Source organism: Enterococcus timonensis (assembly GCF_900104595.1).
GTDB classification, from domain to species: Bacteria; Bacillota; Bacilli; order Lactobacillales; family Enterococcaceae; genus Enterococcus_J; species Enterococcus_J timonensis.
Genome location: NZ_FNVY01000002.1, coordinates 252531 through 264981 on the forward strand (window position 1 = coordinate 252531; position 12451 = coordinate 264981).

Annotated in this window: 11 protein-coding genes; 9 read left to right on the plus strand and 2 right to left on the minus strand. The window is 36.3% G+C overall.

The genetic code is table 11. The features are described 5' to 3' along the window. The first annotated feature begins 26 nt into the window (after nucleotides 1–26). Together rpoE and BQ5341_RS01555 are read left to right on the plus strand one after the other, a co-directional pair. The gene (gene rpoE / locus BQ5341_RS01550) at nucleotides 27–656 is read left to right on the plus strand and encodes a DNA-directed RNA polymerase subunit delta (RefSeq protein ID WP_071130302.1); all 630 of its coding nucleotides are present in this window, start codon (nucleotides 27–29) and stop codon (nucleotides 654–656) included. A gap of 244 nt (nucleotides 657–900) precedes the next feature. After that, nucleotides 901–1770, plus strand: a complete 870-nt coding sequence (locus BQ5341_RS01555) for a class II fructose-bisphosphate aldolase (protein ID WP_071130303.1) — start codon at nucleotides 901–903, stop codon at nucleotides 1768–1770. Nucleotides 1771–1816: 46 nt separating this feature from the next. On the opposite strand, the gene BQ5341_RS01560 is transcribed toward BQ5341_RS01555, so the two are convergent. Next, nucleotides 1817–3664 carry a DUF2264 domain-containing protein gene (locus tag BQ5341_RS01560; protein ID WP_071130304.1) on the minus strand — a complete coding sequence of 616 codons (1848 nt, stop codon included), beginning with the start codon at nucleotides 3662–3664 and terminating at the stop codon, nucleotides 1817–1819. A 144-nt stretch (nucleotides 3665–3808) separates the two neighbouring features. On the opposite strand from BQ5341_RS01560, the gene BQ5341_RS01565 reads away from it, so the two are divergent. Next, nucleotides 3809–4648, plus strand: a complete 840-nt coding sequence (locus BQ5341_RS01565; RefSeq protein ID WP_071130305.1) for a hypothetical protein — start codon at nucleotides 3809–3811, stop codon at nucleotides 4646–4648. 43 nt (nucleotides 4649–4691) lie between these two features. On the opposite strand, the gene BQ5341_RS01570 is transcribed toward BQ5341_RS01565, so the two are convergent. Further along, the gene (locus BQ5341_RS01570) at nucleotides 4692–5738 is read right to left on the minus strand and encodes a LacI family DNA-binding transcriptional regulator (RefSeq protein ID WP_071130306.1); all 1047 of its coding nucleotides are present in this window, start codon (nucleotides 5736–5738) and stop codon (nucleotides 4692–4694) included. 107 nt (nucleotides 5739–5845) lie between these two features. Here BQ5341_RS01570 and BQ5341_RS01575 point away from each other — a divergent pair, with 107 nt between their 5' ends. The 6 genes from BQ5341_RS01575 to BQ5341_RS01600 all read left to right on the plus strand — a co-directional run bounded on the left by BQ5341_RS01575 (nucleotide 5846) and on the right by BQ5341_RS01600 (nucleotide 12411). After that, nucleotides 5846–7525 (plus strand): heparinase II/III domain-containing protein, encoded by a 1680-nt coding sequence (locus tag BQ5341_RS01575; RefSeq protein ID WP_083378551.1) that lies wholly within the window; start codon nucleotides 5846–5848, stop codon nucleotides 7523–7525. 116 nt (nucleotides 7526–7641) lie between these two features. Beyond that, the gene (locus BQ5341_RS01580) at nucleotides 7642–8043 is read left to right on the plus strand and encodes a hypothetical protein (protein WP_158661720.1); all 402 of its coding nucleotides are present in this window, start codon (nucleotides 7642–7644) and stop codon (nucleotides 8041–8043) included. An 18-nt stretch (nucleotides 8044–8061) separates the two neighbouring features. Next, a complete protein-coding gene (locus tag BQ5341_RS01585) occupies nucleotides 8062–9222 on the plus strand; it encodes a glycoside hydrolase family 88 protein (RefSeq protein ID WP_071130307.1) in 1161 nt (386 codons plus the stop codon). Between the two features lie 55 nt (nucleotides 9223–9277). Beyond that, entirely contained in the window at nucleotides 9278–10558 is a 1281-nt protein-coding gene (locus BQ5341_RS01590) for an ABC transporter substrate-binding protein (RefSeq protein WP_071130308.1), read from the plus strand. 89 nt (nucleotides 10559–10647) lie between these two features. Beyond that, nucleotides 10648–11550, plus strand: coding sequence for a carbohydrate ABC transporter permease (locus tag BQ5341_RS01595; RefSeq protein ID WP_071130309.1), 903 nt, complete (start codon nucleotides 10648–10650; stop codon nucleotides 11548–11550). Nucleotides 11551–11562: 12 nt separating this feature from the next. Continuing rightward, nucleotides 11563–12411 (plus strand): carbohydrate ABC transporter permease, encoded by an 849-nt coding sequence (locus BQ5341_RS01600; protein WP_071130310.1) that lies wholly within the window; start codon nucleotides 11563–11565, stop codon nucleotides 12409–12411. The last annotated feature ends 40 nt before the right edge of the window (nucleotides 12412–12451 follow it).

The following is a 12451-nucleotide window of genomic DNA, read 5'->3' on the forward strand; positions in this document are numbered from 1 at the left end:
TGCAGACTGGGAAAGGACGTGCACACTTGGAAATTAAAGGATTAGAAAACGACATTCGGGAAGAACTTTCCATGATCGAAGTGGCTCATGCCATTTTAGAACAAAAAAACGAAGTGATGGAGTTCACCGATTTAGTGAACCAAATTCAAAATTATTTAAATAAAGCCAATCAAGATGTTCGTGAAGAATTAGCACAATTTTATACTGATTTAAATATTGATGGGAGTTTTATTTCTTTAGGGGACAATCGTTGGGGCTTGCGTAGCTGGTATCCGATCGATTCTGTCGATGAAGAAGTGACTCACGCCGATGAAGATGAAGAAGATCTGCCAAAGAAAAAGAAAAAGAAAAAAGTGAACGCCTTTTTGGCCGGTGCTGAAGATGATGACGCCATTGATTACAATGATGACGATCCAGAAGATGCCGATTTAGATGATGACGATGATGATTTATATGATGACGACGATGACGATGATGAAGAAGAAATCGCCGTTTATAATAAAGATCTCAAAGAAATCGGCGCAGACGAAGTGACCGATGACGAAGAAGAAGTCGAAGGTAGCATCGAAGACGAGCTAACAATTGTTGTCGATGATGATGATGACGACGATGAAGAAGAAGTCGAAGAATTTTTCACCGAACCCGAAGATAAATAGGCATGGCGATTTTTATCCCGTCTAATAGGTGAACAAAAAATCGCGGTGAATACCGGAATAGACATGGAGACGACATTATTGTCTCGGTGTCTATTTTTTATGAAAATTGTAATGAAAATCTGTGACTTTCATTACAAAAATAACTTTGATAGTAGCCAAGTTTTGAAAACAATGTTAAAATTAAGCCGTTAGTTGAGTGAACTCAACAAAAAAATAGTTTCATCATTTTAGGAGGAGAAACGATATGCCTTTAGTAAGAGGAACTGAATTTGTGAAAGCTGCTAGAAAAAGTGGCTATGCTGTCGGTGGATTTAACACCAACAACTTAGAATGGACGCGCGCTATTTTAGCTGGAGCACAAGAAGCAAATGCTCCAATTTTAATCCAAACATCCATGGGTGCTGCAAAATACATGGGCGGCTACAAAGTTTGTTACGATTTAGTAAGAGACACAGTAGAATCCATGAACATTACAGTACCAGTTGCATTGCACTTAGATCATGGTGCTTATGAAGATGCTTTAGAATGTATCGAAATTGGTTACAACTCCGTTATGTTTGACGGCTCTCATTTACCATTTGCTGAAAACTTGGAAAAAGCTAAAGACGTTGTAGCTAAAGCTCACGCAAAAGGCGTTTCAGTTGAATGTGAAGTTGGAACAATCGGCGGCGAAGAAGACGGTATTATCGGTAGCGGCGAATTAGCTGACGTTAACGAATGTATCCAAATGGCTGCGACTGGTTTAGATTACTTAGCATGTGGGATTGGTAATATCCACGGCGTTTACCCAGAAAACTGGGTTGGTTTAGACTTCGGTCATTTAAAAGAAATCACTGATGCTTTAGGCCCAGATGTGCCTTTAGTATTACACGGTGGTTCTGGGATTCCTAAAGAACAAGTTCAAAAAGCTATTTCAATGGGGATTTCTAAAGTCAACGTAAATACTGAATGTCAACAAGTATTTGCTGCTGCTACTCGCAAATATATTGAAGAAGGTAAAGACCATGATGATAAAGGTTTTGACCCTCGTAAATTATTAGCACCAGGAACAAAAGCAATCGAACAACTTGTTGTAGATCGTATCGAATGGTTCGGTTCAACAAATAAAGCTTAATTTTAAATAAAAAAACCTCACTGGAAAATTTTCCAGTGAGGTTTTTTTAGAGTTCTGATAAATGAATGGAAATTATTTCTTCAGAAGTGGTGAAGGTTAGCAAATTACCATTCAAAGTGTAACTTGGCAATTTTTCTAACGGATAGCTTTGATGACCCGCGCCGAGAAAAGCTGCTGCTAGGAAATTTTTTCCAGGCCGGATGGTTCCTTTTAAAATTGGCAAAACTGTTTTTGCATAAAGGACATTCGTATTAGGTTCAGGCATTTGTAATTCAGTCTGCCAATTATCGGTGAGCGCTAAGGCAGCAGTAGTCCCAACTGAACTTTGGTAAAGAGTCATTTCTTTAGAATCTTTTAAAAGTTGCCCATCATCGGGGGCTGAAAAACTTCCCCCTTGGATAAAAAGCGTCTGCTGATTATTAATGATATGGAGCCGTAGATGCCAAGGATAACTAGGAATGACAAAAGTTTCAATCGTCGTGCCAGGAAATGGCGTCCATTTGCCATATAAATAATTTTCGTGGACGCAATAATCATCGTAGCCAAAAACAGTTTGTAAATGATTTTCAGTTGACGAAACAGCGAGGGTCGAGTCAAAGGCACCTTGTTTCGGTAAAACAGATCCTTTGGCGACGCTAAAACCAAAAGTAGTGGAGTAGGCATATTTTTCATATTTGGCCTCACCGTGAGCATGTTCGTGTGAATGTTGCCCCATAGTAAAAACAGTTAAATCTTGACCGCTGGCATCGTGGCGCAAAATTTGGTGAGTATACGGATTGCTTTCTTTTTCATTCCATTGTGGGGATTTTTCTGAGACCTGCCAAAACGAATCGTTATTATCTAATAGAAGGACGATAAAATTTTTAAAAGACCAGTAAGGAGATCCCGGTGCGTTGTATCCTTCGCCCATAATCAAATTCGGATAGCCATAACCAATCGACAAAAATCCTTCTGCAGTAAAAATGGGCCGAGCAAACCACTGACGCATATTTTGGAGCAATAAATATTTACTTTCAGCTGTAGAAAAATTTTCATAGTCTAGCTGAGCCACTGAAGCGATGGCAAAAAAACTACTTTGGGCGAAACGATAGGTTAAGCTTCGACCAAAAGGCAGGGCTGTTCCGTCTTTGACAAACCAATCTTTAAAAGTTTGCGCAAATTGACTACCACGCGCTAAGAAATTTTTAACAGCCGGAATATTTTTATCTTTAGTAAGAATCGAAAAAAGCAAACCATAATATTGCATGCCAAAAGGAATATAATAATCGATTTGGTTTTCGTAGCCATCAAAATACCAGCCGTCATCTAAATAGTACGTTTCAATTTCAGCGAGATCTTTTGTTAGCTGCTGCTCATTGGGGCGCTTGATATAGTCAAAGAAAGTATTTACTAAAATTCTAAAAAAGAGCCAATTTGTATTAGGAATCGTGTGGAGGTTAATCTGGTTAAGCCAGTTGTATATATTTTGTTGTTGTTGCGTCGTTAATCGATCATAGAAACTTTTTTTAGTAACAATCAAATAAGTGGCTAACGAGCCCATCTCCACAAAAAGTTGATCATAGTCGTTTAATTGCCCCCAGTAAAATTCACTTGCCGGATTAGTACCAGCAATAATGCCGTCTTCAGCTTGAATTTTTAGTTGGGGATATTTTTGGCAAGCTTCTTCATGGGAAAATAATGGTCCTAAGCCCCAAAGTGTTCTTAAAAATCCCTCAACATCACGTCTTTTTTCATCGTAAACAGCTGCACTATCGCTCAGGTGGACGGCACCTAATTTATTTTCGGCGGTCATTTGTTGGTAAACGGGAGTGACTAAATCAATTAAACATTTTTCAAAATCAGAGCGGGTCTTTAAGGGATTATTTTTTACTGCGGCATTAAAATCGCGACTCATTTGAAATCCTCCTTTGTAGTTGCTTTTAGTGTATAACTTTTAGTAAAAAAATAAAAGGTTTAAAAAGAAAAAAGATTTTTTTCCTAAAATATTTGGTTTTCTTTTTTGTTCGGCCTATAATGGACAAAAGAGAGGAGCTTATAGATGACAAAAATTAAAATTTCAATTTTAAATCAAGACAGTCAAGTGAAACAAGGAAAAAATGATTATGAGGAATTTTCACGTGAGATGAGTAGTGAAATGGACAACCAATGCTATTTATCAACGCAAGATTTAAGCTTGGAAGATGGCGATCAAATCATTGTTGAATTAGATGAAAAAAATCAATTTCTAGTAGTGAAATTAGATGAAACACTGGATTCGACTATGATTTTTGTGCCTGAAAAAAGATTTACCTATCACGTTCAATTATCGGAAAATGCACGTAATGCGCAAAGTGATTTGAAATTTACAGGGAAACGCCATTATTTTTCCGCGCGGCTAGCTTATGATTTTGAAATCTCTAACTACCAAAATCTTAGTCAAAATACTCATGACCAAAAAGATTTTGCCGGGGCATATCCGCATGCTCATGCCAATGTGGAAACTAGAAATGATGCAACATTTTTTGCAGCCAATGCTATTGATGGTATTCAAGCGACCCATTCTCATGGCGAGTATCCCTATCAATCGTGGGGCATTAACCAACAAGCAGATGCTGCTTTAACAATTGATTTTGGTCGGAGAGTTTTGGTAAATCGAGTGGGTCTTACTTTACGAGCAGATTTTCCCCACGATAGTTTTTGGGAAGAAGTGACCATCGTTTTTTCTGATGGTTCTGCTGAAAAATTTCAAACGAAAAAAAGCGACCAAATGCAATTCTTTGATTTTTCCAATCATCAAGTTACATCAATTACGCTCCAAAACTTAAAAAAAGCACAGGATGAATCGCCATTTCCAGCTTTAACTGAGCTTGCTCTTTTTGGAAGTAATATTTTAAAATAAAAAAAGGGCTGTGGGAAAATTTCTTTTCCTACAGCCAATCTTTTTAATTTTTTCGTGGTTTACCAGTAGATTTACGTTTGACAAGTTCGGTACTTAAAATAATTCGCCGACCAATCGAGGAATTTTCAATTCTTTGGTGTAAGGTGTCAAAACCAATTTCACCCATCTCTTCTGTAAATACTTTTACAGTAGTGAGTGCTGGTGTCACATAACGGGAGATTGCTAGGTCATTGATCCCGATGACTGAAATTTCTTCTGGGATTTTTATTTTTTTTGCCGTTAACTGATTAATAACGCCCACGGCCATCGAATCATTGGCCGCTAATATTGCAGTAGGCAAGTGTTCTTGCCATTTTTCAAGAGCTAGTGCTGTTAGTCTGGCACCACTTTTCACATCTAATTTGGCATTAGGATCTAAAATAAAATAATCTTCGTCAAATAAGTCTTTGCTAGTCATAAAATCCACATAAGCATTAGTCGTTGGTGTCCGATATTGCCGGTAACTATAAAGATTTTCCATTTCCTCAGCCCCAATAAAAGCAATTTTTTTATGGCCAAGGCTTAAAAGATGAGTTAAAGCAATCTCAGTTGCTTGGGCAAAATCGCTGTTAATCGTGTCGTAATTGTTCAATGGAAAATTGGTACCGATAAAGACAACATTTTCGTGTTTGTGGAGAACTTTTTCAATAAAAGGTTCGTCAAATTTACCAATACCCAAAATACCGTCGACTGCCGGCAATTGATTTAAGTCTTCAGAAACTTTGATTAAATTATAACCCAATTCTTGCGCTCGTTTTTCTACGCCCATGCGAATCGACATGTAATAAATATCTACCAACTCTTCTTCAAAAGAGCGCCATTGGATAAGAGCAATATTTTTTGTGAGCGTTGGCGTTTCTAGTGATTTTTTTTGTTGAATTTTTTTGGCGTGTTTGGTTTTGTATTTTGTGTAATTTAAGTCTTCGGCAGTTTCAAAAATTTTCCGTTTCGTGTCTTCAGTGACTGATAAAGTTTCGTCATAATTTAACACTCGGGAAACTGTCGAGATGGAGACTTGTGCTTTTTTTGCAATATCTGTAATTGTAGCCATTATTAATTCCTTCCCTCAGTGAACTACTTTAATAATAGCAGAATTTCTTGCTTTTGGAACTTTTTTTACGGAAAAAATTTTTTTTACTTAAATTGGAGGTAAAATTTATGCTGAATTCATTGATACAAGAGGTTTTACAAGAAGGAAAAAAATATCGAGAAGAAAAAATTGAATTGACTTTACCATTTTCTGGCTTAACTAATTATTTACAGACAGGAAATCGGCTAGTATTTGAAAATATTTATTTTGCTAAGCGTCGGCAATTAGCTGTGCTAGCACTTGATTACTATTTAGAACCACAAAAAGCTAAATTAGACTATTTACAAGAAGTCATTTGGCAAGTATTGAACGAATACACTTGGGCTTTGCCAGCTCATTTGCCGATTTCTGAGGGTCACTTTAGTTTGGAATCCCGTCATTGTATTGATTTATTTGCAGCTGAAACTGGAGAAACTCTGGCTGAAATCAATCATTTGATTGGTAAAGATTTAAATTTATTTTTGCAACAACGAATAACTGAAGAAATTGAAGAACGCATTTTTACTCCTTTTGAAGAAAAAAATTGGAGCTGGGAAGAAAAGGAAAATAATTGGAGTGCCGTAATTGGCGGAAGCGTCGGCTTAACGGCCCTTTATCAAATCGAAAAAAATTCTACTCGCCAACAAAAAATAATCCAACGGCTAGATATTGCTATGCAAAGTTATTTGCGGGGCTTTTTAAGTGACGGCGCATGTCTAGAGGGTGTTGGTTACTGGGTCTATGGCTTTGGTTATTTTTGTTATTACGCAGAAAAACTCGCTGAAGTTACCGGCAATCGTTATTATTTAGAACTTCCTTTAGTAAAAAAAATTGCTGAATTTCCTTTTCATGCAGCTTTATCTGATGCAGAATTTCTTCCATTTTCTGATGCAGATAATGTGGCTCTTCCTAGCGGGTTACTTAGCTTTTGCAAAAAAGAATTCGGTGTGCAAACGCCAGCTGTCGACGATTATTCACCTATAGACTTTGATGAATGCTATCGCTTTGCTCATTTATCAAGGAATATTTTATGGACCAATCCAAAAGATTTTGGTGGAGAAATTGGACCAGATAGCTATTTATATGACCAGGCACAGTGGCAAATTTTTAAAAATCCAGCCGAACAATTAATTTTTGCTGCCAAAGGTGGGCGTAATGATGAAAGTCATAATCATAATGATTTAGGGCATTTTATTTTTGGCTCAGCGACCACTTTATTTTTAACTGATCTTGGGGCGGGGGAATATACGAAGGATTATTTTCAAAATGAGTTTCGCTATAACTATCTAGTTAATGCCGCTATTGGACACAGTGTGCCAGTAATTAATGGAGTGGGTCAACAGTTTGGCAATTACTACACAAAAATTGTTAGCCACGAAGAACAGAAAGAAACTTTAACTTTTGTTTTAGATTTAACTACAGCTTATCCGTCTACTGCAAAATTAACTAAATTTCACCGGAAATTTATGCTCAATAAACTTGAAAAAAAACTAACAATTATTGATGATTTTTCTTTTGCCCAAGAAAAAAATCAAATTACCGAAAATTTTGTCACTCAAATCCAACCAATTCAGAAAAAAAATCTTGTAGAATTAAATAACAAAAGTTCTCTTTGCCAAATAAAATTTGAAGAGGCGGATTTACAAATTATTTCCGAGAAATATTCGAATCATCAAGGAATATCGAGTCAGGTTTTTCGAATTGAAGAAAAATTATCGACCGAATTAAATAGCTTAAGTGCTTCCATAGAAATGATTTTAGTAAAATAAACTGGTGATTTTGCCAAAATTTTAGCAAAAAAAGCTTGCATTTTTTTTAATTCACGATTACAATTCATATGTAGAAAGCGTTTCAAATGTTTTTAACTGTGCTAGAGGTAATGAAAATGAAAAAAGTAAAAATTGTGGCGATGACGCTCATTATTTTCAGTTTGGGTCTCATTGGACTGACGAGTTGTAAGAATACTTCGGAAAAAAATCAAAATTTTACTGAAGAAACAATTTTACAACTGAAACAAAAAGCGAAGACTTATACGGCAGCAAAGTTTCAAGACGGAACGATTCCGCTGAATGATTTTGTTCAATTATCTGGTGTCATTACTAAAACAGATGGTGATGCAGATAATATTCAAAAAGGCGATCGTTTTGTTATAGAAGACGATCAAACCAAAGTCCAAGTTTTTAATCAGCAAAATACAATTTTAAAACTTGGTGATCAGGTGACCGTTTACAGTGAGTATTACGGCTTCATTACTGCTAGTCTCATTGAAAAAACAAACGCAAAATAAGTCAGAGAAGGGGAGCGCATGGAAAACGTAAATGATTTGTCAAATCCACCAGATACAAGTTTTTTGTCGGAACAAGTGGCATTTGTAATCAAAAAAATTTTTGAAAATCAAAAAGATTTTCAAACCCTTGTTCCACCGGCAGCAAGTAAAAATTTGGTGTACGAACCAGAAGAAAATAATGATTGGACCGCAAGTTTTTGGATTGGCCAATTATTTTTAGCAAAAGAATTAACAAAAAGTCACGACTTCGATGTAACCATCGAAAAGCAACTTAAAAGTTTTGCCAATCGTCTCGAGAAAAAAATCGAATTAGAAACTCATGATATTGGTTTTCTTTATAGTTTATCAGCCGTGGCTGATTATAAAATAAACCACACCGAAAGTTCCCGACAAACGGCACTTGATGCAGCGGATTTATTGATGAAACGCTACAGCCCAAAAGCTAAAATTATTCAGGCTTGGGGGGATTTATCAGATCCAGAGCAAAATGGAAGAATGATCATCGATTGTCTGATGAACTTGCCTTTGTTATATTTTGCAACGAACGAAACAGGGAATCCTAAATATGCTGAGGCAGCCTATCAACACGCCTTGCAAACTCAAAAATATATTGTGCGACCTAATTACACGACGTATCATACTTATTATTTTGATACGCAAACGGGCTTAGCTAAATATGGCAAAACACAACAAGGTTATTCTGACGATTCATGTTGGGCTCGGGGACAAGCGTGGGGAATTTATGGATTTACCTTAAGTTACCTACACACTGGCGATCTTAGCTTTTTAGAAACTGCCCAACACTTAGCTGATTATTTTATCGCTCAACTTCCCGAAGATAAAGTTTGTTATTGGGATTTGATTTTTAATGATGGATCTAATGAAGAACGAGACAGTTCCAGTGCTGCCATCGCGGTTTGCGGTCTGCTAGAATTGGCAAAACAATTGCCACTGACTTCAAAAAAGAGAACAGAGTACGAAAATGTTGCTCTAGAAATTATGAAAAGTTTGGCGGAAAATTATTCTACTAAAGATACACCACAATCAAATGGACTTTTATTACATGGCGTCTACGACAAAAAATCAGATAAAGGCGTCGATGAATGTATGAGCTGGGGCGATTATTACTACGTTGAGGCTTTGACTCGCTTAGCTCAATCTTGGTATATGTACTGGTAACAATTTTAATTTGGATAAAATTTTAAAAAAAATAGTAAAAACGGAGGGTATTAAAATGAAAGCTTGGAAAAAAGGTTTAGTATTTTCAGCTATCTTAGGTTTATCAGCTGTAACATTAGCTGCTTGTGGTTCTTCAGACAACGGTGAAGGAGACAAAACGGCCGATGGAAAAACAGAATTAACTGTAACTACTTGGAACTACGAAACAACACCTGAGTTTGCCGCCTTGTTTGAAGCATTTGAAAAAGCAAATCCAGATATCACAGTTAAAAATATCGATATCGCCTCTGACGACTACGATACAAAATTAACGACCATGTTGTCTTCTGGCGACACTACTGATATTTTGACGATGAAAAATTTACTTTCATATTCAAACTATGCTTTGCGTGATCAATTAGTTGATGTGACTGATCATATTAAAGACATTGATGCCGAGCCCGCACAAGCGGCTTTTGATATGTATGATATCGACGGAAAAACTTATGCCGAACCATATCGGAATGACTTCTGGGTTCTTTATTACAACAAAACATTATTTGATAATGCCGGTCTAGACTATCCAGATAATATTACTTGGGATGAATACGAAGAGTTAGCTGCAAAATTAACTAATCCTGATGAACAAGTATATGGTGCTTACCAACATACATGGCGTTCAACAATTCAAGCTATTGCCGGTGCACAAAATGGCGCTAACTTAATTGAACCAAAATATGATTTCATGGAAGATTATTATGAAAGAGCTGTCCGGATGCAAGAGGATAAATCAATGATGGACTTTGGGACGGCCAAATCAACAAAAGTAACTTATCAATCACAATTTGAAACACAAAAAACAGCTATGATGCCGATGGGTTCTTGGTACATGGGTGCATTACTTACCAATATTGACGCTGGAAAAACCGACGTTGAATGGGGAATTACTGAAATGCCTCAAAACGAAGCTGGCGGAGAGGTAACTACATTTGGTTCACCAACTGCTTTTGCCATTAACAAAAAATCTAAAAACCAAGAAGCAGCTCAAAAATTCTTAGATTTCTGTGCTGGTGAAGAAGGCGCTAAAGTATTAGTAGAAGTAGGAATCGTTCCTTCATATAAAACTGACGCCATTGATGCAGCTTACTTTGCAAGAAAAGGTATGCCAACAGATGAAGTATCACAAAAAGCGTTTAACCCAGATACAGTAGCCATTGAATTTCCTGTAGATAAAAATGCACCAGCTATTGATAAAATTTTGCAAGAAGAACATGAATTAATCTTAACCGGCGACAATTCTCCTGAAAAAGGAATTGCCAACATGGAAAAACGTGTTAAAGACGAAATCGGTGAATAGTTAAACATGTCGATACGATGCGTAAGTATCGTATCGACTTCACTTTTAGAAAGGGGGAACTGTTTAAAGGGTTCTTTAAACAGTAAATTATGCAAGTAACTTCTAAATCAAAAACTGCTCACAAATTAAAAAGAAAAAACACTTGGACAGCGATTTCGTTTATCGCCCCAAACTTTATTGGCTTCTTTATTTTTACTTTAGTTCCCGTTATTTTTTCATTAGTTTTAGCATTTATGGAGTGGGATTCATTTGCCACCCCGAAATTTGTCGGCTTGAAAAACTTTGCTAAAATGATGAAAGACGAAACATTTTGGATCTCTTTTAAAAACACAATTTTATATACCGTTGGGGTTGTACCTTTAACCTTAATCATAAGTTTGTTGTTAGCTCTTTTATTAAATCAAAAAATTCGCGGGATGAAATTTTTCCGGACGGCGTTTTTCTTCCCTTATGTAACGAGTTTAGTAGCTATTGCAGTCGTTTGGAATATGCTCTTTCATCCAACGATGGGACCGATTAACCAAGTCTTAAAAATATTTATGGAAAATCCGCCCGGCTGGACATCGAGTTCTGATTGGGCACTATTTGCCGTCGTTATTGTTAGTGTTTGGCGAGGCGTCGGTTATTATATGATTTTATATTTGGCTGGTCTTCAAAGTATTCCTAAAGAATTATATGAAGCAGCATCGATGGATGGCGCAAGTAAATGGAAACAATTTTTAAATGTAACCATTCCTTCATTGCGACCAACAACTTTCTTTGTCACAATTATGTTAGTTATCAACAGTTTCAAAGTCTTTGATTTGGTCCAAGTTATGACCAATGGTGGACCAGGTCGAGCAACGAATGTGTTAGTCTTTGATATTTATAATGAAGCTTTTGTTAAATTCAATTTCGGTTACGCATCGTCGATTGCTTTAGTCTTGTTTGTTTTAGTTTTAGGAATCACGGTTGTTCAATTTAAATGGAATCAAATTCGAGAACGGGCGTAAGGAGGAAAGATCATGGAAATTACTAGTGCAAATAAAAAGAAAAAAGTTTCATTAAAAAATGTGATCATTCTTGTTTTACTAACGGTTTTTGCCCTCTTTACTTTGATTCCGTTTTTCTGGATGATTTCAGCTTCATTTAAAACAAATAATGAAGTTTTTGCGATTCCAATTCAATGGATTCCTAAAGAATGGCACCCTGAAAACTATTCTGTTATTTGGGATCGGATTCCATTAGGTACTTTCTTTAAAAATACAGCAATTCTAAGTATTGTCATCACTTTGGTGCAATTATTTACTTCAAGTTTTGCTGCGTACGGATTTTCTAAAATGAATTTTAAAGGTCGGGACACACTATTTTTGGCCTATATCGCAACGATTGCTGTTCCTTGGCAATCATATATGATTCCTCAATTTATTATGATGCGTCAATTAGGCTTGACTGATAAATTATTATCTTTAATTTTACTACAAGCATTCAGCGCATTTGGTGTTTTTTTACTGAAACAATATTATAGTAGTATTCCAGATTCATTAGCGGAAAGTGCTCGGATTGATGGCTTGTCTGAATGGGGTATTTACCGCCGGATTATTTTACCATTGACCAAACCAGCACTAGCTTCCTTAACGATTATTACTTTTGTTAACACATGGAATGATTATATGGGGCCTTTCATTTATTTGTCTTCAACGGAAAATAAAACCATTCAATTAGGATTAAAAATGTTCGTTGGTTTGTATGATGCTGAATATGCTTTAATTATGGCCGCATCAGTTGTTTCAATTTTACCAGTAGCGGTTGTCTTTATGGCGATGCAAAAATACTTCGTCGAAGGAATTGCCACTTCTGGGGTTAAAGGTTAGGATACGTGCAAAGTTAAAGATTAATTTACAGATGAGAAAG